Annotated in this window: 24 protein-coding genes and 2 pseudogenes; 14 read left to right on the top strand and 12 right to left on the bottom strand. The window is 69.3% G+C overall.

The genetic code is table 11. The features are described from left to right. The 4 genes from AB0B89_RS23140 to AB0B89_RS23125 all read left to right on the top strand — a co-directional run. On the top strand, positions 1-1,289 hold a 1,289-nt coding region (locus tag AB0B89_RS23140; protein ID WP_358556370.1), incomplete at its 5' end, for a tetratricopeptide repeat protein. A 612-nt stretch (positions 1,290-1,901) separates the two neighbouring features. Beyond that, entirely contained in the window at positions 1,902-2,645 is a 744-nt protein-coding gene (locus AB0B89_RS23135; protein ID WP_358556367.1) for a 4'-phosphopantetheinyl transferase superfamily protein, read from the top strand. 196 nt (positions 2,646-2,841) lie between these two features. Beyond that, on the top strand, positions 2,842-3,216 hold the full coding sequence (locus tag AB0B89_RS23130; RefSeq protein ID WP_358556364.1) for a VOC family protein: 375 nt from the start codon (positions 2,842-2,844) through the stop codon (positions 3,214-3,216). A 375-nt stretch (positions 3,217-3,591) separates the two neighbouring features. Further along, entirely contained in the window at positions 3,592-3,678 is an 87-nt protein-coding gene (locus AB0B89_RS23125; RefSeq protein WP_358556376.1) for a sulfotransferase, read from the top strand. 164 nt (positions 3,679-3,842) lie between these two features. Here AB0B89_RS23125 and AB0B89_RS23120 read toward each other — a convergent pair whose 3' ends face one another. Continuing rightward, the gene (locus AB0B89_RS23120; protein WP_358556361.1) at positions 3,843-4,334 is read right to left on the bottom strand and encodes a MarR family transcriptional regulator; all 492 of its coding nucleotides are present in this window, start codon (positions 4,332-4,334) and stop codon (positions 3,843-3,845) included. Positions 4,335-4,447: 113 nt separating this feature from the next. Between AB0B89_RS23120 and AB0B89_RS23115 the strand changes: the two genes are divergently transcribed. Next, positions 4,448-5,311 (top strand): NAD-dependent epimerase/dehydratase family protein, encoded by an 864-nt coding sequence (locus tag AB0B89_RS23115; protein ID WP_358556373.1) that lies wholly within the window; start codon positions 4,448-4,450, stop codon positions 5,309-5,311. Positions 5,312-5,412: 101 nt separating this feature from the next. Here AB0B89_RS23115 and AB0B89_RS23110 read toward each other — a convergent pair. Both AB0B89_RS23110 and AB0B89_RS23105 read right to left on the bottom strand, forming a co-directional pair. Then, positions 5,413-5,640 (bottom strand): annotated as a pseudogene (locus AB0B89_RS23110) (transposase); the annotation flags it as partial. Beyond that, a pseudogene (locus AB0B89_RS23105) lies at positions 5,617-5,802 on the bottom strand (Tn3 family transposase); the annotation flags it as partial. The pseudogenes AB0B89_RS23110 and AB0B89_RS23105, both read right to left, overlap by 24 nt. A gap of 133 nt (positions 5,803-5,935) precedes the next feature. Between AB0B89_RS23105 and AB0B89_RS23100 the strand changes: the two are divergent. Continuing rightward, the gene (locus tag AB0B89_RS23100; protein ID WP_358556358.1) at positions 5,936-6,565 is read left to right on the top strand and encodes an alpha-ketoglutarate-dependent dioxygenase AlkB; all 630 of its coding nucleotides are present in this window, start codon (positions 5,936-5,938) and stop codon (positions 6,563-6,565) included. Positions 6,566-6,698: 133 nt separating this feature from the next. On the opposite strand, the gene AB0B89_RS23095 is transcribed toward AB0B89_RS23100, so the two are convergent. After that, the gene (locus tag AB0B89_RS23095) at positions 6,699-7,067 is read right to left on the bottom strand and encodes a VOC family protein (RefSeq protein WP_358556355.1); all 369 of its coding nucleotides are present in this window, start codon (positions 7,065-7,067) and stop codon (positions 6,699-6,701) included. Positions 7,068-7,130: 63 nt separating this feature from the next. Here AB0B89_RS23095 and AB0B89_RS23090 point away from each other — a divergent pair, with 63 nt between their 5' ends. Next, positions 7,131-7,589 (top strand): MarR family transcriptional regulator, encoded by a 459-nt coding sequence (locus AB0B89_RS23090; RefSeq protein ID WP_358556352.1) that lies wholly within the window; start codon positions 7,131-7,133, stop codon positions 7,587-7,589. A gap of 53 nt (positions 7,590-7,642) precedes the next feature. Here the strand turns inward: AB0B89_RS23090 and AB0B89_RS23085 are convergent, their stop codons facing one another. Both AB0B89_RS23085 and AB0B89_RS23080 read right to left on the bottom strand, forming a co-directional pair. Next, positions 7,643-7,804, bottom strand: coding sequence for a hypothetical protein (locus tag AB0B89_RS23085; RefSeq protein ID WP_358556349.1), 162 nt, complete (start codon positions 7,802-7,804; stop codon positions 7,643-7,645). After that, positions 7,797-8,219, bottom strand: coding sequence for an ATP-binding protein (locus AB0B89_RS23080; RefSeq protein ID WP_358556346.1), 423 nt, complete (start codon positions 8,217-8,219; stop codon positions 7,797-7,799). Before AB0B89_RS23080 ends, AB0B89_RS23085 begins: the two co-directional genes overlap by 8 nt. Before the next feature lie 222 nt (positions 8,220-8,441). Here AB0B89_RS23080 and AB0B89_RS23075 point away from each other — a divergent pair, with 222 nt between their 5' ends. Further along, positions 8,442-9,719 carry a hypothetical protein gene (locus AB0B89_RS23075; RefSeq protein WP_358556344.1) on the top strand — a complete coding sequence of 426 codons (1,278 nt, stop codon included), beginning with the start codon at positions 8,442-8,444 and terminating at the stop codon, positions 9,717-9,719. Positions 9,720-9,748: 29 nt separating this feature from the next. Here AB0B89_RS23075 and AB0B89_RS23070 read toward each other — a convergent pair whose 3' ends face one another. Both AB0B89_RS23070 and AB0B89_RS23065 read right to left on the bottom strand, forming a co-directional pair. Beyond that, positions 9,749-10,222 (bottom strand): hypothetical protein, encoded by a 474-nt coding sequence (locus AB0B89_RS23070; RefSeq protein WP_358556342.1) that lies wholly within the window; start codon positions 10,220-10,222, stop codon positions 9,749-9,751. A gap of 214 nt (positions 10,223-10,436) precedes the next feature. Further along, positions 10,437-10,832 (bottom strand): helix-turn-helix domain-containing protein, encoded by a 396-nt coding sequence (locus tag AB0B89_RS23065; RefSeq protein WP_358556339.1) that lies wholly within the window; start codon positions 10,830-10,832, stop codon positions 10,437-10,439. Positions 10,833-10,950: 118 nt separating this feature from the next. Between AB0B89_RS23065 and AB0B89_RS23060 the strand changes: the two genes are divergently transcribed. Further along, positions 10,951-11,826: an SDR family oxidoreductase gene (locus tag AB0B89_RS23060; protein WP_358556336.1), complete on the top strand. Its 876-nt coding sequence runs from the start codon at positions 10,951-10,953 to the stop codon at positions 11,824-11,826. 53 nt (positions 11,827-11,879) lie between these two features. On the opposite strand, the gene AB0B89_RS23055 is transcribed toward AB0B89_RS23060, so the two are convergent. From AB0B89_RS23055 to AB0B89_RS23045, 3 genes are read right to left on the bottom strand one after another with little or no spacing between them, the layout of a single operon-like run. Beyond that, entirely contained in the window at positions 11,880-12,704 is an 825-nt protein-coding gene (locus tag AB0B89_RS23055) for a carbohydrate ABC transporter permease (RefSeq protein ID WP_358556333.1), read from the bottom strand. Beyond that, positions 12,694-13,569 carry a sugar ABC transporter permease gene (locus AB0B89_RS23050; RefSeq protein WP_358556330.1) on the bottom strand — a complete coding sequence of 292 codons (876 nt, stop codon included), beginning with the start codon at positions 13,567-13,569 and terminating at the stop codon, positions 12,694-12,696. Before AB0B89_RS23050 ends, AB0B89_RS23055 begins: the two co-directional genes overlap by 11 nt. Further along, positions 13,569-14,867 carry an ABC transporter substrate-binding protein gene (locus tag AB0B89_RS23045; protein ID WP_358556327.1) on the bottom strand — a complete coding sequence of 433 codons (1,299 nt, stop codon included), beginning with the start codon at positions 14,865-14,867 and terminating at the stop codon, positions 13,569-13,571. Before AB0B89_RS23045 ends, AB0B89_RS23050 begins: the two co-directional genes overlap by 1 nt. Positions 14,868-15,143: 276 nt before the next feature. Here AB0B89_RS23045 and AB0B89_RS23040 point away from each other — a divergent pair, with 276 nt between their 5' ends. Further along, positions 15,144-16,478: an NAD(P)/FAD-dependent oxidoreductase gene (locus AB0B89_RS23040; protein WP_358556324.1), complete on the top strand. Its 1,335-nt coding sequence runs from the start codon at positions 15,144-15,146 to the stop codon at positions 16,476-16,478. Here AB0B89_RS23040 and AB0B89_RS23035 read toward each other — a convergent pair. Then, positions 16,445-16,957, bottom strand: a complete 513-nt coding sequence (locus tag AB0B89_RS23035; protein ID WP_358556322.1) for a DUF2087 domain-containing protein — start codon at positions 16,955-16,957, stop codon at positions 16,445-16,447. The two genes, AB0B89_RS23040 and AB0B89_RS23035, sit on opposite strands and share 34 nt — an antisense overlap. Before the next feature lie 605 nt (positions 16,958-17,562). Between AB0B89_RS23035 and AB0B89_RS23030 the strand changes: the two genes are divergently transcribed. The 4 genes from AB0B89_RS23030 to AB0B89_RS23015 all read left to right on the top strand — a co-directional run. Continuing rightward, positions 17,563-18,765 (top strand): Nramp family divalent metal transporter, encoded by a 1,203-nt coding sequence (locus AB0B89_RS23030; RefSeq protein WP_358556319.1) that lies wholly within the window; start codon positions 17,563-17,565, stop codon positions 18,763-18,765. A 52-nt stretch (positions 18,766-18,817) separates the two neighbouring features. After that, the gene (locus AB0B89_RS23025; protein ID WP_358556316.1) at positions 18,818-19,963 is read left to right on the top strand and encodes an oxalate decarboxylase family bicupin; all 1,146 of its coding nucleotides are present in this window, start codon (positions 18,818-18,820) and stop codon (positions 19,961-19,963) included. A gap of 289 nt (positions 19,964-20,252) precedes the next feature. After that, positions 20,253-21,005, top strand: coding sequence for an SIS domain-containing protein (locus AB0B89_RS23020; protein WP_358556313.1), 753 nt, complete (start codon positions 20,253-20,255; stop codon positions 21,003-21,005). 136 nt (positions 21,006-21,141) lie between these two features. Next, the coding region (locus tag AB0B89_RS23015; protein WP_358556309.1) for an extracellular solute-binding protein at positions 21,142-21,946 on the top strand (805 nt) is incomplete at its 3' end.

Here is a 21,946-nt window from a genome sequence, read left to right as displayed (position 1 = left end):
AGCTGGCCGACGCCCAGCTGATCGAGACCGCAGGCGGGTACGGCGTGCACAGCCTGTACCGCTTCCACGACCTCATCCGCGTGTTCGCCCGCGAGTGCCTCGCCAGCGAGGAGACCTCGGCCGAGCGCAAGGCCGCCCTCGAACGCGTGCTGGGCGCCCTGCTGTTCCTCGCCGAGGCGGCCCACCGCCGGGAGTACGGCAATGACTACGTCCAGATCCACAGCGACGCCCCGCGCTGGCCGCTCCCCGAGAGGCTGGTCGGCCAGCTCGTCGCCGAGCCGCTCGCCTGGTACGAGCGCGAGCGGCCTCTGCTGGTGTCGGGCATCCGACAGGCGGCGCAGGCCGGCTTCGTGGACCTGTCCTGGGACCTCGCGGTCAGCGCGGTGACGCTGTTCGAGTCGCGCGTCTACCTCGACGACTGGCGTGAGACCCACGAGACCGCGCTGGCGGCGGTCCGCCTCGCCTCCAACGTGCGCGGCCAGGCGGCGATGCTGTACTCGCGGGGCTCCCTCCACATCACCGAGAAGCGGTTCGCTGAGGCACACCGCGACTTCGAGGAGTCGACCAGGCTCTTCGCCGACATCGGCGACGACCAGGGCACCGCCCTGGTGCTGCGCAGCATCGCCTTCCTTGAGCGGATGAGCGGGAACTTCGAGGAGGCCACGGCCCACTACGAGCGCGCCCTGGCGATGTTCTCAAGCACCGGAGACCAGGTGTCCTCCGCGTACGTGCTGCACAACCTGGCCCAGCTGCGGCTGGAGACCGGCGACCCCGAGGGGGCCAGCACCCTGCTGTCCGAGGCGCTGGCGCTCAGCCGCGACGGCGGCAGCCGGAGGGTCGAGACCCAGGTGCTCCACCGCATGGGCGACACCTACCTGGCGTGGGACGAGCCTGCCCTCGCGGCGGACATCTTCGACACGGCGCTCACGATGGTGCGCGCCATCGGCGACCCGGTCGGAGAGGCGTACATCCTCAACGGGCTCGGCATCGCCCGGCTCCGGCAGGGCGAGACCGCGCTGGCCGAGGAGGCGCTGCGCAACGCGGTCCGGCTGGCGAGGACGACGGGCGACCGGCTCCCCGAGGCGCGTTCCCTGCTCGGGCTGGGAGAGCTGGCCCTGGCGTGCGACGACGCCCAGCATGCCGCGGTCCACTTCGAGCAGGCGCTGAGCCTGTTCCAGTCGATCAACACGCCGACCTACGAGGCGCGGGCCCTTTCCATGCTGACCGAGGCGCGGGCGGTGCTCGGCTCCGGCGGGCGCATGGGGGAGTCGGGGGAACTGGTCGGCTGAGCCTGGTCCGGCTCGCCGATGCGATAGGCTCTGCGGTGCCCGCGGCGGGCTTTACCCGGCGCGGCATTTCCCCGCGGCACGACCGGCCGGCGCACCCTAATTGTTTCCGGGCGCCGGGGCATTCACGGCGCCGATTCCTTGCCGTGCCTAATGCGGCATGGAACACCCGATCGGCCGCGACCGCATCTCGCAAAGAGCCTTTCCCTCTCACAAAGGGATTCACCGGGTCTGTCGGCGCCGGTGAGGCGGGAAACCAAAGACACCTTTCTCCCGCCGTGACCTGCGTCTATGATGGGTCTTGGCGCTCGTGGCGCAATTCCCGCCGATCTTCCCCGCGCGTACCCTTACCACCCCGTGCCGTGCCCTAGCCGGGCGCGAACCGGTCCCGAGAAAAGATTGGCGTTGATTCCTCGCGGAACAGCGGCATCGATACGCTTGGGACGTGACCGCTACGCGAGTGAGCAACAAAAGGTCCCCGGGGGCCGGAGTTCTCGATTTCGCCGTTTCCGTCAGCCGGGAGACGGCCGAGAGCCCGCCGTCCCCGTCTGCGCGCGGCGGGTGCGCGCGCGACGGCGACTCGTCCAGGCAGTCTCTCCCAGGCCGCGAGAAGCCATGATCAAGTCGATCCTGCCCGACTGCGTGGTGGCGGCCGACGTCTTCACCGACGCTCCTGAGCCCGCCCTCTTCCCCGAGGAGGAGCTGGCGATCATCCACGCCGACGACAAGCGGCGCAAGGAGTTCGGCACGGCCCGGGTCTGCGCCCATGACGCGCTGCGCAAGCTGGGCATGCGCCCGAGCCCCGTGCTTCCCGGTCTCCGGGGGGAGCCCCAGTGGCCGCCGGGCGTCGTCGGCAGCATCACCCACTGCGCCGGCTACCGGGGGGCCGTCCTCGGCATCTCGTCCAAGGTGACCACCATCGGCATCGACGCCGAGCCCAACGAGGCGCTGGTCCCCGGCGTGCTCGACGCCATCTCACTGCCGGAGGAGCGCGAGAGCCTGCGGAAGCTCGCGGCGCGCCATCCCCGCGTCCACTGGGACCGCCTGCTGTTCAGCGCCAAGGAGTCGGTGTACAAGGCGTGGTTCCCGCTCACCAAGCGGTGGCTCGACTTCGAGGACATCCTGATCAACATCGATCCCGTGAACGGCAACTTCTCGGCGTGGCTGCGGGTCACGGGGCCGAGGGTGCGCGGGCAGCGGATCACCGCCTTCTCCGGCCGCTGGGTGGCCGAGGCCGGCCTGATCCTCACCGCGATCGTCGTGCCCAGCCCGGGAAGGTCCGGCCCGCCGCGACACGGCGCGCAGCGACCCCTCGGCCACGGCCGCCTCCCGCAGACCTCCGGCGCACCCGTCCGCTGACCTCCGCGACCACGCGGCCGTCCGCCTGTGCGCCAGAGCGCGCGGCCGTCCGCTGACGCCTCCGAGCACGTGACCGTCGGTCTGGCCTTGCGTCCTCGCGTGGGGGGGCACGCCCGGTCCGCTTCCATGGGAAGTGTCGTACGGGCTCAGTAGGCTTGCCAGGCACGCTGACCTCGGAGGACACCCAGGAGGACCCATGTTCAGGCACACCAGGGCTTTCAGCGGATTCGCGGTCGACGACGTGGCGAAGGCCAAGGAGTTCTACGGCGGCGTCCTCGGGCTGGAGGTGTCCGAGGAGCACGGCATGCTGCGCCTGCGCATCGCCGGGGGCGGCGACATCCTGGTCTACCCCAAGCCCGGCCACACCCCCGCGTCGTTCACCATCCTCAACTTCCCCGTCGACGACATCGACCAGGCCGTCGACGCGCTGGCCGAGCGCGGAGTGCGGTTCGAGAGGTACGACGGCCTCGACGCCGACGAGAAGGGCGTCTTCCGCGGCGGCGGCCCCTATATCGCCTGGTTCACCGACCCCGCCGGGAACATCCTGTCCGTCCTGCAGGAAAGGGCGTGACCCGCCTGGGCGGGCTGTGACCGACCCGGACCTGGGCGGCGGGCTCCGCCCGGTAGCGCGACCCGCCTGGGCGGGCTGTGAGCCCTCGCGCCGCAGGGTTGATCGAATGGGTGTTTGAATACCTGGCGTATACTGGGCAAATAGCCGCCGCGTTCCAGCGATCGCTGTTCGACTCGTGCGAGGAGGCCGGCCCAGGCCCCCTCGGGTCCACGGTGAGACGCACGATCCTCGCTCACGGCGCCTGGATCGACGTCCGGCCGGGCTGGATCGGCGGCGCCGACGCGCTGTTCGACCGGCTGGCGCGGGCCGTCCCGTGGCACGCCGAGCGACGGCACATGTACGACCACATGGTCGACGTCCCCCGGCTGCTCGCGGCTGCTCCGCTTCGAGGTCCGCGAGGGCTGGGAGCCGCTGTGCGGGTTCCTGGGGTGCCGGTGCCCGACGAGCCGTTTCCGAGGGTGAACGACATGGCCGACTTCGAGCGGAACACTCGGGGGAAGCTGCTCCCCATGCTCCTGCGGCGCAGCGGGTAGGCCCGCACAGCGGGTGGACCGGCGCAGGGAACGTGCGGTCCGGCGGGTGGAACCGGTGTGCCTCCCGTGGGTCACCGGCCCCTCCCGGGACCGTCAGGGGCCGGTGTCGCCGAGCGAACCGAGCAGCTTGCGGAGCAGGGCGGCCAGCTCGTCCCGCTCGGCCGGGGTGAGACCGTCGAGCAGGCGGTCCTCGTTGGCGACGTGGCCGTCGACGAAATCACCGACCAGGCGGTGGCCGGCCTCGGTGAGCGTGACCAGGACGAGCCGGCGGTTGTCCTCGGCGGTGGCGCGGGTGACCAGCTCCTTGGCGACGAGGCGGTCGATCCGGTTGGTCAGCGCCCCGGAGCTCACCATGGTGGCCTCCGCCAGCTCGCGCATGCAGAGGGTCCGGTCGGCGCGGAACAGGACCGCCAGCACGTCGAACTCCCAGGGTTCGAGGCCGTGCTCGTCGAAGTAGGCCCTGACCCCGCGCTCCAGCAGACGGGAGGCGCGCGAGATCCGGCCCACCACGCCCATGGCCGAGGTGTCCAGGCCCGGCCGCACGGCGGCCCACTGGTCGAGGACCTGGTCCACGGCATCGTTCATCCGGTCATAGTACCTCGAACCATTCGGCATCGAACTGTTTGACATCACCGCGATTATCGCCTTAACGTTTCCTCGTCGCAAATTTTGATGTCAAAGAGTTCGAGGTGAAGAAGATGAAGGTCCTGCTGCTGGGCGCGACCGGCTACATCGGCTCGGCGGTCGCCGGACGGCTCGCGGAGCACGGCCACGAGGTGGTGGCCCTGATCCGCCGCAAGGCCGGTGAGAGCCGCGCCGTGCCCGGAGCCGCGGAGGTGAGATACGGCGACGTGACCGACCCCGCCTCCCTCGCCGCGGCAGCCGCCGACGTGGACGCGATCGTGCACGCCGCCGCTCCGACCGGGGACGAGGCCGCAGAGACGGCGGCGGTCGACGCCCTGCTGGCCGGCGGGGCGAAGGTCGTCTACACCAGCGGCATCTGGGTGCTCGGCCCCGGCCCCTCGGACGAGGAGAGCCCGCTGAACCCCATCCCGCTCGTCGCGTTCCGGGCGGCCGTGGAGCAGCGGGTGCTCGCCTCCGGCGGCGTGGTGGTCCGGCCCGGCATCGTGTACGGCGCGGGCGGGGGCATCCCCGCCCTGCTGGTCGCCAAGGCCGCCGAGCACGGCCGGGGCCGCTACGTCTCCGCGGGCGGCCAGGAGCCCGCCTGGCCCACCGTCCACGTCGACGATCTGGCCGACCTGTTCGTCGCCGCGGTGGAGAACGGGGAACCCGGCGCCGTTCTGCACGGAGTGGGGGAGGAGGCGGTTCCGCTGGCCGCCGTCGCGAGGGCCGCCGCCCAGGCCGCCGGGCTCGGTGACGGGGAGGCGGAGGCCTGGCCGGTGGAGGAGGCGGGGCAGACCCTGAGCCCGGCCTTCGCCGAGGCACTCGCTCTCGGTCAGGCGGTGGGCGCGACCCGGACCCGCCGGGCGCTCGGCTGGACGCCGAAGCGGCCGGACCTCGTCGCGGAGCTCACGGACGGCTCCTATCGGAGCGGCCGCTAAGAAAGTGTTGGGCAACTGGATAGTTACTCTCGGTTGAGGTCTTCGGCGAGGCGCCGCGTTGCTTCGGTCTCGATCGGACCGTGCGGCTCGACGTCCTCACCGGCCAGCCGGGCGGCCATGAGCCGGATCATGGCCACCTTGATCATCGCTTCGGCGTGCGCAGTCTTGCGCTCGTAGTCGCGGGCCAACCTTCTGCACCGTCCCAACCAGGCACACCTCCGTTCCACCACCCACCTAAGTGGCAGAAGAAGCTCACCGACGCCGACCGGCGCGGTTTGTCGGCCCTGTTTTGGAGCCATCTGAACCTCCGCCAGGACGACCTGGACCATCCTGGTGTTCAGGTAGACGATCGCGGCCTGGACCAGGTGCAGAGCCAGGGCGGAGACCTCGACGTGTTCGCGATCGTCGCCGGTCAGGTCACCGGCCTTGCCGTAGAAGATGTCCCTATGCGCGCCACATCCGAGTTCTACCAGCCACGGCCAGCCCGCCACCGGGCCTCACCTAGATCCGAACTCCGAACAGCTCCTAGTCTAGACGTAGCGTGACCCGCCTGGGCGGGCTGTGAGCCCTCGCGCCGCAGGGTTGATCGAATGGGTGTTTGAATACCTGGCGTATACTGGGCAAATGACCGCCGCGTTCCAGCGATCGCTGTTCGACTCGTGCGAGGAGGCCGGCCCAGGCCCCCTCGGGTCCACGGTGAGACGCACGATCCTCGCTCACGGCGCCTGGATCGACGTCCGGCCGGGCTGGATCGGCGGCGCCGACGCGCTGTTCGACCGGCTGGCGCGGGCCGTCCCGTGGCACGCCGAGCGACGGCACATGTACGACCACATGGTCGACGTCCCCCGGCTGCTCAAGTTCTACGACGAGGGCGAGCCCCTTCCCGACCCCGTCCTCGAACAGGCCAAGGCGGCCCTCGACGCGCACTACGCCGAGGAACTCGGCGAGCCGTTCCGCACGGCCGGGCTGTGTCTCTACCGCGACGGGCGCGACAGCGTCGCCTGGCACGGCGACCGCATCGGGCGCGGCCGCGCCGAGGACACCATGGTCGCGATCATCTCGGTCGGCACGCCCCGGGGCCTGCTGCTCCGCCCACGCGGCGGCGGCCCCGCCCTGCGCCACGACCTCGGCCACGGCGACCTGATCGTCATGGGCGGCAGCTGCCAGCGCACGTGGGAGCACGCCGTCCCCAAGAGCACACGTGTCACCGGCCCCCGCATCAGCATCCAGTTCCGCCCCCGCGGAGTCCGCTGAAGCGACACAAGACTTGTCGCGATCGTCCCAGATTCAACCGACCCGACAGGCCGAGTCGGCATAGCTCGGGCACGAGCCTAGGGCGCGGTCGCGGTCTTCGGGGATCAGTGATCGTCCGGTGGCGTTCGGCCGATCAGTCGCGGTCGTGGAGAGTGACCTGGTAGCCGTCGGGGTCGGCGAAGGTGAATGTCCGACCGAAGGGGCCGTCGATCGGTGCGGAGACGATGGCGTGACCGTCGGCGACGAGAGCATCGTGAATGGCCTGGACGTCTGTGGCGTGGAACCAGATCGCGGCACCGATGCCGGGCTGAGCAACGGATGCGAGATCGGTGCCGGGAACGACGTCGCGGAGTGCGAACGCGATCGGCTTCGTCTCGAAGACGACCGCGTGCGGAGGTCCGGCCTGCGAGCGGACGAGGCCTAGGTACTGCTCGTAGAACGCCTGCGAAGCGTCGAGGTCGCGCGCTTGGAGCGAGATGAAGTCGGGGCCGGTGGCGGGCATGATCATGCTCCTTCTTTGCGTGTCAGCTTTCTGACACAGGTCAATCTATGTCAGAATGCTGACATGAGTCAAGACGATGTCGGCGTCGACCTGGAGACGTCACTGGGCTACCTGCTGAAAGAGGCGTCGAGCGTCCTCCGCGCAGCCATGGAGGAGGTGCTGCGGCCGCTCGGGATGAGCGTGACGCGCTACTCCTGCCTCGAACTGCTGGCTCAACGACCGGGCTTGTCGAACTCCGAGCTCGCGCGGCGCGCGTTCGTGACACGGCAGTCGATGAACGTGCTGCTCCAGGCCCTGGAACGAGAGGGCTACGTGACCAGGCCCGCGGAGGCGCCTGTCGGAAAGGTTCTTCCCACGCGGCTCACGCCTCGCGGCCGACGGAGCCTCGAGAAAGCAACCGTAGCGGTCCGGTCCGTCGAGGTCAGAATGCTGGCCGGCATGACAGAGACCGAGCAGTCAGGCGCGTTCCGGATCCTGCAGAGCATGATCCATTCCCTGCGCGATGGCAACGACGGTGCATAGCTCGACCTGGTCACACTGGACGAAGTGGCACGGATGCTTCCATCCTCGGACCTCTATGACTGCCCGCTTGAGATGATCTTGTAGGGATGATCGAGCCATACATGCTGGGGGACGAGAGCGCCGATGGCGAGGTCGGCGCCGGGAGACTCCCACGCGATCGATCGGGGGTCTATACCGGTCGCCGGCACCTCCGCGTCATCCTCGTGCTTACCCATGCCGTACCTCCTGGTAGATCGCCCGCCGGTCGGCGGATGACATGGCCACCACGACTTCGCGTGGGCGTTCGCGGGGATCGAGGACGAACCACACAGAGCATCCGTGCCTGTCCCGGGTGAACCCCCAACGGCCGGACACCGCCCGGATCAAGTGGATCCCTCGTCCGCGTTCCGTCAGCTCGTCACCCGGGACTCGGCACACGCACGGCACCGTGGCCGAGCCCTCGTCGGCGACGGTGACCTGAACGCTGCCGTCCCAGCCGACGAGGAGGGCGACGCGGATCTCCAGCGAGGCGGCGTGTCGCACCGCGTTGGTGAAGATCTCGGAGAGCAGCAGAACCGCGTCGTCACGGCACGGATGATCACCGAGGATCTTGCCCAGCCATCGCCGGGCCTCTCCGACGGATGCCTCCATACCGGAAAAAGTGCTGCTTTCCTGCCGAGGGTCGTAGGAATGGATGCTCATCTGGCCGCGCATCCTTCCGCGGGGGATTCTTGTCGCCCCCAGAGAACCGCCTGCGTGGGATTTGCGGCGCGCGTTCAGCCGGACATATGGCCTGACTTTTCACCGGGAACAGCCTTCCGCCTTTTCGGCCTTCGACTACCTTCGGTATGCCACTGTTCACGGGAGGTAGCCATGGTCTGGCGGGGGACGGAGTTCGAGCGGGCGTGCGTCGAGCGCGGCTGGGAGCGGCCTTCGGTCTTTCTCTCGGTGTTCGCGCAGGCAGCGCACATGCTGGGCGAGCCGGTAACGCTGACCGACCGCCAGTTCCGCCGCTGGTGTCTTCCGAACCCACCACGGCCACGCCCCAAGGCCTGGCGGGTGCTTCACGCCATGTTCGGCATCAATCCAGCCGATCTGGGTTTCCCGCCCGCTCCATACGGTGAAACAAATCCATGTACGTTTCTAATTACGGACCAAACAGAGGAAACGGATGTGAACCGACGTACATTCGTTACTGGCGCTGTTGGAGCAACGGCCGGTGTAGCCCTGGGTTCCTTCACCGCTCCGGAAGCCGTCGGCATGCAGCATGTCCAGGAGTTGCGCGCCGGACTTCGCGCTCTCCGTACCATGGGTGACGCGCATGGCGGTAGCGATGTACGGCCGCTGGCCATCCGGCATCTGAACCGGGTCCGCCGCGTCATCGAGACCAGCAGCTATCCGGACTCGATCGGCCGCCGGCTTCGCCTGCTCGCCGGGGAGACCGCGAGTCGCTGCGCGTATATTCACTTCGATGCCAGCGACCAGGAAACCGCACGGCATTATTGGAACGAGGCGCTCACCATCGGCATCACGCTGGGAAACGACGAGCTGAAGACACAGGCTCTGGCGATGCTCGGCTTCCAGGCGAACTACGAGAAGCAGCCCCGGCAAGCCCGCGACCTGCTAGCGGCAGCGCGGCAATACGCCGAAACCATGGGCTCCCCCGTTCTACTGTCGATCATCGCAAGCCGCGAGGCACGGGCGCTCTCCCTTATGGGCGACCACTCTGCCGCTCGCGCCGAACTGGCACGAGCGATGCGACTGATGGAGCGTCCCGAGCGGAGCCGACCAGCTCCCGACTGGACGGCATTCTATGATCACTCTGAGTTCGAAGTCGTCCAGGCAAAGCTCTACACCGAGTGCGGACAGCACAAGGCGGCAGTGCCGTACTTCCGGGCTTCCCTGACCCATACCGGCGCGTCGTTTGGACGGAACCGCGCTGGCAGGCAATTCGTCCTCGCCCACAGCCTCGTTCGCGCCAACGAGGTGGACGAAGGCGCCGCGATCGCCCTGGCCGCCCTTGACCAGCTCCGCGAGGTCTCATCGGGGCAGGTACGACACCGTGTGGTCGAAGTGCGTGACGCGCTCGCCCGAGTGGAAACGGCCAGCGCCCGTGAGTCCGCCGAAGCGCTGACACAGCATCTGAACTGACGCAGAGACGAGCCACCCGAGCGTCCGGCTCAGCCCGCTTCGCTAGCGTGCCGGGCCCCCGATATGGCCTCCTTGAGGGACGCGCGGTCCACGTCGGCCTTGAGGCCGCTGATCCGGATGACGTGGCCCTCCTCGACGGACACGTATTCGTGCTGACGCCCGCTCGTGCGGTACCAGCCCGCCTCGTCGTACGCGCAGGAGTCCGGAGGGATCAGGGGCTCGGCGTCGTGGAGGGGCTTGGCCGCGCATATGGCGTCGCTGAAGGTGCCTCGATCGACCCCGAACCACACCTGCCTGCCCTCGGCCGAGAAGTAGTACGCCTGGAAGCCGTCTTCGTTGTAGACGCTCATGGACTGCTCGGCCAGCTCGTACCCCGGCAGGTCGACCAGGTAGACCATGTCGGGCGCCACCCCCTCGGACCTGAGGTCGTCGAGCCGCGCCCCGCTGAGCGTCACGCCGGCCGCGCAGCCCGACAGGAGCACGAGGAGCGATAGGGAGATCACTCGTCGTATCACGGGTTCACTGTCTCGCACGATCAGGGGCGTTCCCAGCGTTCGGCCAACCCGTCACCCCAGGTCCAGCCCGCACTCCAGATTCGGCCCACTACTCCAGGTGCAGCCCGTCACTCCAGGTTCGGCCCATCACTCCAGGTCCGGCCCGCTACTCCACAGCCCCGCTGGTCTCTCATGGGATCTTTCAGGGGCGGCTCAGGGCGGCTCAGGTACCCGCGTGGCGGTCGCGTGCCTCCAGGACGCGGGGCATCTCTCCCTCAAGCCATTCGATGAGGCCGAGCAGGCGGCGGGCCGCCTCGCGGCCGAGCGGGGTCAGGCTGTACTCGACCTTGGGCGGGATGGTCGCCTGGGCCTCGCGGTGGACCATGCCGTCGCGCTCCAGCGCCTGCAGGGTCTGGGCGAGCATCTTCTCGCTGACGCCGTCGACGCGGCGGCGCAGGGCGTTGAAGCGGTAGGCGCCCTCGCCGAGGGCGGCCAGGGCGAGGATGCCCCACCGGCTGGTGAGGTGCTCCATCGTCTCGCGGGAGGGACATCCGCGTGCGAACACGTCGAAGATGACCTGCCCGTGCTCGTCGCGGGCGAGGGTGGCCTGGTCTTCCATACCCCTACCTTACGTTCTCGCTGCACTGTGCAATCGGTTGGTACTAACCACTGCATTGGCACTTTCTAGAAGTTAGTACTAACCTAACGGCGAATCCCCTGAGCGAGGAGAAGTGAAGATGATCGTTGTCACCGGTGCCACCGGACAGCTCGGCCGCCTCGTCGTCGAAGGACTGCTGAAGACGACGCCCCCCGGCCAGATCGTGGCGGCCGTACGGAACCCGGAGAAGGCGGCCGACCTGGCCGAACGCGGGGTGCAGGTGAGGGAGGCCGACTACGACAGGCCCGAGACGCTGAAGTCGGCCTTCGCCGCCGGAGACCGGGTCCTGCTCATCTCCTCCGACACCGTGGGAGTCCGCCTCCCCCAGCACAAGGCCGTCGTCGACGCCGCCGCCGAGGCCGGTGTGGCGCTGCTCGCCTACACCAGCGTGCTGCGCGGCGACACGAGCACTCTGGCGCTCGCCGCGGAGCACAAGGGCACCGAGGAGTACATCCGCGCCTCGGGGATCCCGTTCTCCTTCCTGCGCAACGGCTGGTACTTCGAGAACTACGACAGCACGATCACCCAGGCCGCCGAGCAGGGCACGATCGCGGGCGCCTCCGGCGAGGGCCGCGTCTCCACCGCCACCCGGGCCGAGTACGCCGCCGCCGCGGTGGCCGTCCTCACCGGCGAGGGCCACGAGAGCGGCAAGAGCCACGAGAACACGGTGTACGAGCTGGCCGGCGACGTCGCGTGGACCAAGGCCGAGCTGGCGGCCGAGATCGCCGCGGTCACCGGCAAGCCGGTCACCTACCAAGACCTTCCCCGCGAGGAGTACGAGCGGGTCCTGATCGGCGCGGGCCTGCCCGAGCCGGTCGCGGCCATGTTCGCCGCCATCGAGATCGACATCGCCCAGGGGGCCCTCGCCGACACCACGGGCGACCTCGCCAGGCTCATCGGCCGTCCGACCACTCCCCTGCGGGACACGGTGGCCGAGGTCCTGGCGCGGACCTGACCCGTCGCGGCCGGTGGCCGGGACGGGCCGTGCCACCGGCCGGGGCGGGCCGGTCAGTCGAGGGCGCCGAGCGTGATGCCCTCGATGATGTGGCGCTGCGCCGCGACCGCGACGAGGAGCACCGGGACGATCGTGATGAGCGACGCCGCCATGATCAGGTTGTACTGGGTGGTGAACTGACTCTGGAACACGGACAGCCCCTGCGACAGGACCGACATCTCGGTGGTGTTCACCACGATCAGCGGGAACAGGAAGTTGTTCCAGTTCTGCAGGAACAGGATGATGGCCAGCGCGGCGACCACCGGCCGCGCCAGCGGCGCGTACACGTTGAAGAACACCCGCGACTCCGACGCCCCGTCGATGCGGGCCGCCTCCCCCAGCTCCCGCGGCGTCCCGAGGAAGAACTGCCGGAACAGGAAGGCGCCCAGCCCGGAGGCGATGTTCGGCACGATCAGGCCCTGGTAGGTGTTCAGCCAGCGCAGCTCGCCGAGAAGCTGCGACATGGGGACGATGATCGCGCTGAACGGCACCATCAGCCCGCTCAGCGCGACGACGAAGAGCAGCCGTTTGCCCGGGAAGTCGAGCATGGCGAACGCGTAGCCCGCCAGCAGCCCGCTCGCGAGCTGACCCGCGGTGGCCGCCACGCCGAAGATCGCGGTGTTGAGGTACCAGCGGCCGAACGGCGCCTGTGACAGGGCGCGCCCGATGTTCGACCACTCGGGGTGCGCCGGCAGCAGCGGCGCCGCCGGGTTGATGATCTCGGCGTCGGTCTTCAGCGCGCTCACCGCCATCCAGACGAGCGGGAACGCCACGATGACGACGGCCAGGCCGAGCAGCAGGTAGACCACCGAGCGGCGGGCGATCAGGCTAGCGGGCACGGTCGGCCCTCCCGAGCAGCCAGATCTGCGTGATCGTGATCAGCAGGGACAGCAGGAACAGCGCGACGCCCATGGCGTTGGCGCGCCCGGTGTCGAACTGGACGAACCCCTCGTTGTAGACGTAGTAGAGAGCGGTCTGGGTCGCGCCGTCCGGGCCGCCCTGCGTCAGCACGTAGACCTGGGTGAACGTCTGCAGGCCCGTCAGCGTGGTGACCACCCAGATCAGCAGGGTGTGGCGGCGCATCATCGGCCACTGGACATGGGCGAACCTGCGCCACGCCCCCGCCCCGTCGACGCTGGCCGCGTCGAGGACGTCACCCGGGACGGACTTCAGGGCCGCCACGTAGAGGATGACGTTCTGCCCGAAGAACTGCCAGGCGCCGAAGGTCAGCACCGCGACCAGGGCCGGCCCCGGCGAGGACAGGAAGTCCGCCTGGGGAAGATGGAGGGCGCGGAGCAGCCTGTTGATCAGCCCGAACTGAGGCGCGAACATGTTGGCCCAGATCAGCGCGGTGGCGACGACGGGCACGACGAGCGGGATGACGAACGGTGCCCGCACCCTGGCCACGCCGGGCGCGCCGGAGTTGAGCAGCAGCGCGAGCCCGAGGCCCACCCCCATCGTCAGCAGGATGAAGCCTGCCGTGTAGACGCCGGTCACGCCGAGCGCGTGGCCGCCGCCCTCGCGCAGCATCTGCCCGTAGTTCCCGAGCCCGACGAACTCGGGCGAGGCGTCGAACACCCCTCCGCTGTACAGGCTGCGCCACAGGAGCATCGCCAGCGGGACGAGGGAGAAGACCACGGTGAGCACCACCGTGGGCGCCACGAACGCGTAGGCGAGGGTCCAGGTGCGGTGCCGTCGCCGCATCAGCCGAGTTTCTTCAGCGCCGCGTCTCCCTCTCGCGCCGCCTTGGCCAGTGCCTCGGCCGGGGTCTTCTGCCCCTTCAGAGCCGCGTTGATCTCCGTCCAGAGGCTTTGGGAGATCGCGTTGTAGGCGGGGGTGATCGGGCGGACCTTGCCGGTCTTCTCCGCCTCGGCGAAGACGGTGTACGTCGGGTCCTGGGCGATGTGGTCCTTCAGCGCCTGCTGCTCCAGCTGGGCCGGGTCCGACGGCAGGCCGCCGTTCTTGGCCGCGAGGTAGGCGCCGCGCTGGGGGGTGGTCAGGAACTTCAGGAACGCGAGGCCCGCCTTCTCGGCGTCCGCGCCCGTCTTCAGCAGCGCGGCCACCCCGATGCCCATGCTCGTCGAGGTGCCGGCGGCGCCCTTCGGCATGGGGGCCACGCCGAAGTCGACCCCGGCCTTGCCGAAGGTCGGCACCGCCCACTGGCCGTTCACGATCATGGCGACGGTGCCGCTGGCGAACGCGGGCGCCCCGTCGAAACTGCCCGCCTGGGCGTAGCTGGTGCTCGGCGCCGCCTTGCCCTTGACCAGGTCGACCCAGGTGGTGAGCGCCCTGACCCCGGCGGGGCTGTTGAAGGCGGTGGCCGTGCCTTCGGCGTTGAGGAACGACCCGCCCTCGGCGTGCAGCATCGGCGTCCACGCGAAGGTGATCCACTCGGCCTCGCCGAGCGGCACGTAGAAGCCGTACTTGTTCTTGGCGGGGTCGGACAGCTTCCTGGCGTCCTCGGCGAGCTCGGTCCAGGTCGCGGGCGGGCTCTTGATGCCCGCGTCGGCGAAGGCCTTCTTGTTGTAGAACAGCACGATGTCGCCCACGCCGGCCAGGGCGATGCCCAGCTGGTGGCCCTTGTAGAACAGCGATTCCTTGATGCCGGGGTACAGCGCGTCGGTCTCGGCGGTCAGCTTGCCGTCGAGCGGGACGAGCTTCCCGCTCTGCTCGATCACCGGGAGATCAGAGGGGTTCTGGGTGAGCAGCACCGTGGGCTGGGTGCCGTTCTTCAGCGCCGCGATCACCTTGGGCAGGAACTGGTCGGAGCTGGCGATGTACTGCCCCTTGGCGTGCATCCCGGGGTGGGCCTTGTCGAAGGCCGCGTCGATCTCGGCGATCTGGTCGGGCTGCCAGCCGCTCGTCCAGTACGTGAACGTGCCGCCCGCGGCGCCGGAACCGCCGCCGGAAGCGCCCGGATCACTCGAACCGCCGCACGCGGCGAGGGCGAGGACGAGGCCGAGCGCGATCGCGCCGGCGGCGCCCCTCTTCCTGATCTTCATGTGTCCCGCAACTCCCTGCCCCCGTGGCACACGGAGTGCGCCTGACCGAGAACCGTCATCCCGCCGGACTGCCCTTTGCCGGGCACACTACAACCCAGTCACTCGGTAGGTAAATATTGATCGTCTCACCGGCGTCGTCGGCGCGGACCGGCGGCGCCCGTCTCCCGGCCGCGGGAGCGGGTCGTGCCGGCGAGATGGATTCCTGGGGACCCAGACGGGTACGCGAGAGGACTGAGCACGTGAAGCGCCCGCAGCCGAGCTGAAAGGAACGTGTCCATGCCCAATCGGCAGCGCGTCGTCATCGTAGGCGGAGGATTCGCGGGCTTCACCGCGGCGCGGCGGCTCTCCCGCCTGGCCAGGGGCGCGATCGAGATCGTCCTGATCAACCCGGCCGACTACTTCCTCTACCTGCCTCTGCTGCCCGAGGTGGCGGCGGGGATCCTGGACCCGCGCAAGGTGGCGGTACCGCTGGCGGGCAGCTGCCCCGGTGTACGAAACCTCCTGGCGAGCGTCGACAAGGTGGACATCGAGGGACGCCGGGTGGAGTGCACCGACGCCGAGGGCAGGCCCCGCGAGCTGGGCTACGACAGGCTGGTCATCGCGGTCGGCAGCGTCAACAAGCTGCTGCCCGTCCCCGGCGTGTCGGAGCACGCGCACGGTTTCCGCAGCATCGCCGAGGCGCTGTACCTGCGCGACCATCTCATCCGGCAGATCGAGCTGGCCGACACGGCCACCGACGCCAAGGAGAGGAACGCGCGCTGTACGTTCGTCGTCGTGGGCGCGGGCTACACGGGCACCGAGGTGGCGGCCCAGGGGCAGTTGCTCACCGTGGACGCCAAGCGGCACAGGCCCGGCCTGCGCGAGCAGGAGCTCCGCTGGATCCTGGTCGACAAGGCCCCCCACATCCTGCCCGAGCTGGACGAACGCCTCTCCCGCACGGCCCACCGGACCCTGGCCGACCGGGGCATGGAGATCCGCACCGGTACGACCGTCGCCGAGGCCACCGACGAAGGGGTCAAGCTCTCCGACGGGGAGTTCGTGGCGACCCGTTCCCTGGTCTGGTGCGTCGGGGTCGGCCCCGACCCGCTCGTGGAGACGCTGGGACTGCCGACGAAGAAGGGGCGCCTCCTCGTCGACGAGTACCTGAACGTGCCGGGGCATCCGGAGATCTTCGCCTGCGGCGACGCGGCGGCGGTGCCGGACCTGACCCGCCCGGGCGAGTACACGGCCATGACCGCGCAGCACGCCGGCCGGCAGGGCAAGCGCGTGGCCTACAACCTCGCCGCGTCGTACGGCCGCGCGGAGCGCCGCCCGTACCGGCACCACGATCTGGGCTTCGTGGTCGACCTCGGGGGCGTGAAGGCCGCCGCCAACCCGCTCGGCGTCCCGCTGTCGGGCCTGGTCGCCAAGGCGGTGACGCGCGGCTACCATCTGCTGGCGATTCCCGGGGGGCGTACGCGCATCGCGGGCAGCTGGCTCCTGGCCGCCGTGCTGCCCCGCCAGACCGTGCAGCTCGATCTCGTGCGAGGAGGGTCGGTGCCGATCACCTCCGGCGCGCCGGACGAGGCGAGGGCGGGTCAGGTGTCCACTGAGCCGCCGCTGCGCCAGTAGATGTTGCTCTCCCTGGTCAGCATGCCCTCGTCGACGAGGTAGCGGCGCAGTGCCGCGAAGTCGTCGTGGAAGCCGCGCAGGGCGACGTTCACGTCCTTCTCCGCGTAGCGTATGCCGGGCTCGAAGACGCGGGCGATGTAGTCGAGCACGACCAGCCGCTTCTCGCGCCGCGTGGGGATCGCCCGTAACCGGCCTTCGACCAGGAACTTCTGGATCATCCTGTCCTCGGCGGAGACCGGGGCGGCGGGTTTGGCCGTGGCGTGCAGCAGCTCGCGGAACCTCTCGCGCCGCACGTGCCAGCCGTCCTCGGACCTCTCGGCCAGCCCGCCGCGTTCAAGCCGGTCGAGGGCCCGTCGTACGGCCTCCTGGTCGAGCCCGGAGGCGTCCGTGCCGCCGTTCAGGACCAGAGCGGAGAGGACCCGCAGCGTGTCGTCCTGATAGAGCAGTCCGAGGACGCGCCTGATCTCTTCCTCGCTCATGATCTCCAGCCAATCGACTCAGACGATGATGTGCCGTACGGCCCGGACCTGCCGGACGCGATCAGACCCCCACACATATTGACCCCAGCGGGCTCGCCGATCCTCTCCCCCATCATTGTGGCCCCTCCAAGGCGGCACAGGTCCCGGATCCGCAAGCGGGTGGTGTGTGCCAGGGGTGTCAGGGGTTTCGTGGCGAAGAAAGCGGATATTTCCCCACGACCCTTTACCGGAAAGTCGCTATTTATACGACTTCATGTTCTTTAAAGGCAGAGGGGTGAATTACTAGAGCGTGCTGTTTATTTGCTTCATCGAGGCGTCATGCCTGCGTCTTCATCCCTTGAATGGGTAATTCATGATTCACGGTGCCACGACTGCGACATCCCTCTAATTCAGACTTTTCTGGAACTCATTGGTAGTGGGAAGTCTGCGATGTCGAGGCGGGGTTCCATGCCCGCCGGCCGGTGGACGCTCGCCGTCACCGCACGCCGCGGTCAGGAAACACATCGGGAGGCAGGATGAACGACGACGGCACGCTGGTGCTCGGGCGGTCCCCCGCTCGGTCCCCCGCGGCGCCACGGAGCTCCCTGAGACCCGGCGGTTCGCGTATGGCACCGGTGCTCGGACCGGCCTTCGTCGCCTCGATCGCCTACGTGGACCCCGGCAACGTCGCCACGAACCTCATGGCCGGCGCGACCTCGGGCTACACGCTCGTATGGGTGGTCGTGCTGGCGAGCCTGGTGGCGATCCTCGTGCAGTTCCAGGCCGCCAAGCTCGGCATGGTGACCGGCAAGAGCCTGCCCCGGCTGTGCCGCGAGCGGTTCTCCCGGCGCGGCGGCCTGCTGCTGTGGGCGCAGGCCGAGGTGGTGGTGCTCGCCACGGACCTGGCCGAGTTCGTCGGCGCGGCCATCGGCATGCACCTGCTCTTCGGGATGCCACCCGGGATGTCGGCGCTGATCACCGCCGTGGTGGCGCTGCTCATGCTCCGCATGCGACGGCGCGGCCGGACGCGGCGGTTCGAGCTCATGAGCGCCGCGAGCCTGCTGCTCGTCGGGGCGGGCGTGGCCTACGACATCCTGCTCGTGGGTCACCAGTCCGCGGCCGGGCTGGCGGGCGGGCTCGTACCGCGCCTGGACGGCGGGGGCTCGGTGATCCTGGCCATGGGGATCGTCGGAGCCACCGTCATGCCGCACGCCATCTACCTGCACTCCGCGCTCGTACAGGGACGGGGGTGGCCGGCCGGCGCGGCCTGGCGGCGACCCGCTCTCGTACGGCGGGCGCTGCGTACGGACTGCCTGCTCGGCCTCGGCACCGCCACGATCGTCAACGTGGCGATGCTCGCCCTGGGCGCCGGGCTCGGCGCCTGGACGGGCGGAACCTGGACCGGTGATCTGCCGGCGGCCCACGCGGAGCTGCTGAGCCGGGCCGGCGGCGCCGCCGCTCTGGCGTTCGCCGTCACGCTGCTGTCGTCGGGGATCTCGTCCTGCGGGGTCGGGACGCTGGCGGGCGACGTGGTGATGGAGGGCTTCCTCGGCCGCCGCGTACCCGTCTACCTGCGGCGCCTGGTCACGATGACCCCGGCCGTCGTCGCGCTGATGCTCGGCGTGCCCATGACCAGCCTGCTGATCCTCAGCCAGGTGGTCATCTCCCTCGGCGTGCCCGTGGCGCTGTTCCTTCTCGTCTACTTCTGCCGCGACCGCTCCGTCATGGGCCCGCTGGTCAACGCTCCGCTCACCACGCGGATCGCGGCGTGCGCGGGGGCCGCGGTGGCCGTCCTTGGATGTTGCCTCCCGTTGACCCTCCTGTTCTGAACACCGAGCCCCGCCGGAAACCGGCCCCAGCGATTCGAGGAGATGAGCCCGCATGACCTATTCGACCGACGGCATCCCGCAACCACAGCGCGGCAGCCAGGGCGCCCTGGACACCGGTCCCCGGAACATAGAGCTGGACCGGCAGAATCCCGACCTGCTCACCCCGCCGGCGACCGACTACGGCACCGTGCCCAACATGAAGTTCTCCTTCTCCATGGCCCACACCAGGATCGAGGAAGGCGGCTGGACCCGGGAGGTGACCCAGCGGGAACTCCCGATCGCCACCACGCTGGCCGGCGTCGACATGAAGCTCGACCCGGGCGTCTACCGCGAGTTGCACTGGCACAAGGAGGCCGAATGGGCCTACGTGCTGGAGGGAAGCTGCCGGATCGGCGCCGTCGACCAGGAGGGACGTAATTTCCTCGACGACGTCGAGAAAGGCGACCTGTGGTTCTTCCCCAAGGGCGTGCCGCACTATATCCAGGCACTGGAGGAGGGCGTGGAATTCCTCCTGGTGTTCGATGACGGCGGTTTCTCGGAGAACTCCACCTTCATGATGAGCGACTTCTTCGCCCACACGCCGAAGAGCGTGCTGGCGAAGAACTTCGGGTGGACGCCCGAGCAGATGGAGAACCTGCCGGAGAAGGAGAAGTACATCTTCCGCGGCGAGGTGCCGCCGCCGCTGGAGTCCGACCGGGTGGTGAGCCCGACGGGCGACGTGCCGCGCACGTTCAAGCACCGGATGCTCGCCCAGGCGCCCCAGCGGTTCGACGGCGGATCGGTGCGCGTCACCGACTCCACGAACTTCGCGGCGGCGACCACCATCTCCGCCGCCCTGGTGGAGATCGAGCCGGGCGGGCTGCGGGAGCTGCACTGGCATCCCACCGACGACGAGTGGCAGTACTACATTTCCGGATTCGGCCGCATGGGGGTGTTCGCCAGCTCGGGGCTAAACCGGACGTTCAACTTCCAGGCGGGCGATGTCGGGTACGTGCCGTTCGCCTACGGGCACTACGTCGAGAACCTCGGCACGGAGCCCCTGGTGTTCCTGGAGATGTTCCGCAACCCGCGCTTCGAGGACATCTCGCTGACCCAGTGGATGGCCAACACCCCGCCGCAGGTCAGCGCCGACACACTCGACATCCCGCGTTCGATGGTGGAGGCGCTCCCCAAGAGCAAGCACAGCGTCGTCCGGTAACCGCCGGCGCCCGTACGGGGCCGCCCGGCCGTCAGAGGAGCCGGGCGGCCCACACGCGTGCGCGGGCCCGAATACCGCGATGTCCTGACCGCGCCCGCGTGCCGTCCGGAATCTGGCGGGAACGCTCTTGCTAAGCGTGCCGTGGGCAATTATTTTCATCCAATCGCCTGTGAGTGAAAGGAATGATTGTGGCCTGGGGTGCGCGGCTCGCGTACGAGCGTGCCCGCCAGGCGGCCGAGCTCGCGATCAGGGCCTTCGAGGGCCGCCCCGTGGAGAGGAGCTGAGACGAGTGGACATCAGTGCCGCCGACTACGTACAGAAGGTCGAGAGGCTGGTGCACGACGTCGCCGCGAGCCAGGCGCGGGCCGTGGGCGAGGCCGCGAGGCTGCTCTGCGCCGCCCTGCGCGGTGGCGGAGTGATCCAGGCGTTCGGCTCCGGGCACTCCGAGGCGATCGCGATGGAGATCGCTGGACGTGCCGGCGGGCTCGTCCCCACGAACCGGCTGGCCCTGCGTGACCTCGTACTTTACGGCGGGGAGTCTCCAAGCGCGCTCCGGTCCACGGAGCTGGAACGCGACCCGTCGATCGCCCACCGCATCTACGACCTCGCGCCCATCCAGCCGCAGGACGCCTTCGTCATGATCTCCAGCTCCGGGGTCAACGGCTCGGTGGTCGAGCTGGCGTCGATCGTCAAGGAGCGCGGCCACGGGCTGGTCGCGCTGACCTCGGTGCGGCACAGCACCGAGATGAGGTCCCGCCACGCCTCCGGGCTCAAGCTGCTCGACCTCGCCGACGTCGTGCTCGACAACGGTGCCCCGTACGGGGACGCGGTGATGCCGCTTCCGGAGGGCGGCGCCTTCGGAGCGGTGTCGACGATCACCTCGGCCCTGCTCGCGCAGATGGTCGTCGCCGAGGTGGTGCGGGAGCTGCTGGAGGCGGGCGAGGTGCCACCGATCTACCGTTCGGCCAACGTCGTCGGGGGTGACGAGCACAACCGGGCGCTCGAAAGCCGCTACGCCGGGCGCATCCGCCGCGGCGGCTGATCGGTCGAATCTCGTGGCAGGGCCGCAGTTCTTGATCCAATGTATTGACACCAGGTTTGACCAGAGAACCCCCGCTCCCGTACGAGGCCCTTCGCAGCAGAGGCCGCGGCGGACGCTCCACCCCCAGGAGGACTTCATGGCGGAAAGCTCCTTTTCCCGGCGCGAACTACTGCGAAGCGCCGCCCTCGCCGGCCTGCTCCTTCCCGCGGCGGCCGCGCTGTCGGCGTGCGCGTCCCCGGCCGGCGGCGGCAACCCCGGCGGGTCGCAGGCCCCGGCCACCGGGGCCAAGACGGCGACCAACCCGCTCGGCATCGCCGAGGACAGACCGTTCGAAGTGGTGATCTTCGACGGAGGCTTCGGCGACGCCTACGCCCGGGACATCCACGAGCCGCTGTTCAAGGGCAAGCACGCCAAGGTCGAGATCAAGCACACGGCCACCAAGGAGATCGCCAAGACCCTGCAGCCCCGGTTCGCCGGGGGCGACCCTCCCGAGTTCATCAACAACTCCGGCGACAACGCGATGGACTTCGGCGCGCTGGCCCAGGACGGCCAGCTCCAGGACCTCGGCGCACTGCTGGACGCGCCCAGCTGGGACGACCCCGGCGTGAAGGTGCGCGACACGATCCTGCCCTCCGCCATCGAGCTCGGCACCTACGACGGCACCTTCTCCGTGCTCAACTACGCCAGCACGGTGTGGGGCATCTGGTACTCCAAGAAGCTCTTCGGCGACAACGACTGGGAGGTGCCCAAGACCTGGGACGAGTTCACGGCGCTGTGCGAGAAGATCAAGAAGTCCGGCAGGGCCGCGCCGTTCACCTACGCCGGAAAGCACCCGTTCTACATCTACGAGACGATCCTCACGCTCTCCGCCAAGATCGGGGGCGCCGATGTCCTGAAGAACATCGACAACCTGGCGGACGGCGCGTGGAAGGCCGAGCCGG

The organism is Sphaerisporangium sp. NPDC049002, assembly GCF_040649355.1.
Classification (GTDB): domain Bacteria; phylum Actinomycetota; class Actinomycetes; order Streptosporangiales; family Streptosporangiaceae; genus Sphaerisporangium.
Note: the sequence above shows the minus strand (reverse complement) of the source record. Positions and strands in the feature narration are given on the sequence as shown.

Bases quoted from the DNA above. Each gene is read 5' to 3' on its own strand.
- AB0B89_RS23135 (WP_358556367.1), top strand. From the start codon at position 1,902: ATGATCAAGTCGATCCTGCCCGACTGCGTGGTGGCGGCCGACGTCTTC.
- AB0B89_RS23130 (WP_358556364.1), top strand. From the start codon at position 2,842: ATGTTCAGGCACACCAGGGCTTTCAGCGGATTCGCGGTCGACGACGTG.
- AB0B89_RS23120 (WP_358556361.1), bottom strand. From the start codon at position 4,334: ATGAACGATGCCGTGGACCAGGTCCTCGACCAGTGGGCCGCCGTGCGG.
- AB0B89_RS23115 (WP_358556373.1), top strand. From the start codon at position 4,448: ATGAAGGTCCTGCTGCTGGGCGCGACCGGCTACATCGGCTCGGCGGTC.
- AB0B89_RS23100 (WP_358556358.1), top strand. From the start codon at position 5,936: ATGACCGCCGCGTTCCAGCGATCGCTGTTCGACTCGTGCGAGGAGGCC.
- AB0B89_RS23095 (WP_358556355.1), bottom strand. From the start codon at position 7,067: ATGCCCGCCACCGGCCCCGACTTCATCTCGCTCCAAGCGCGCGACCTC.
- AB0B89_RS23090 (WP_358556352.1), top strand. From the start codon at position 7,131: ATGAGTCAAGACGATGTCGGCGTCGACCTGGAGACGTCACTGGGCTAC.
- AB0B89_RS23085 (WP_358556349.1), bottom strand. From the start codon at position 7,804: ATGGGTAAGCACGAGGATGACGCGGAGGTGCCGGCGACCGGTATAGAC.
- AB0B89_RS23080 (WP_358556346.1), bottom strand. From the start codon at position 8,219: ATGGAGGCATCCGTCGGAGAGGCCCGGCGATGGCTGGGCAAGATCCTC.
- AB0B89_RS23075 (WP_358556344.1), top strand. From the start codon at position 8,442: ATGGTCTGGCGGGGGACGGAGTTCGAGCGGGCGTGCGTCGAGCGCGGC.
- AB0B89_RS23065 (WP_358556339.1), bottom strand. From the start codon at position 10,832: ATGGAAGACCAGGCCACCCTCGCCCGCGACGAGCACGGGCAGGTCATC.
- AB0B89_RS23060 (WP_358556336.1), top strand. From the start codon at position 10,951: ATGATCGTTGTCACCGGTGCCACCGGACAGCTCGGCCGCCTCGTCGTC.
- AB0B89_RS23050 (WP_358556330.1), bottom strand. From the start codon at position 13,569: ATGCGGCGACGGCACCGCACCTGGACCCTCGCCTACGCGTTCGTGGCG.
- AB0B89_RS23045 (WP_358556327.1), bottom strand. From the start codon at position 14,867: ATGAAGATCAGGAAGAGGGGCGCCGCCGGCGCGATCGCGCTCGGCCTC.
- AB0B89_RS23040 (WP_358556324.1), top strand. From the start codon at position 15,144: ATGCCCAATCGGCAGCGCGTCGTCATCGTAGGCGGAGGATTCGCGGGC.
- AB0B89_RS23035 (WP_358556322.1), bottom strand. From the start codon at position 16,957: ATGAGCGAGGAAGAGATCAGGCGCGTCCTCGGACTGCTCTATCAGGAC.
- AB0B89_RS23030 (WP_358556319.1), top strand. From the start codon at position 17,563: ATGGCACCGGTGCTCGGACCGGCCTTCGTCGCCTCGATCGCCTACGTG.
- AB0B89_RS23025 (WP_358556316.1), top strand. From the start codon at position 18,818: ATGACCTATTCGACCGACGGCATCCCGCAACCACAGCGCGGCAGCCAG.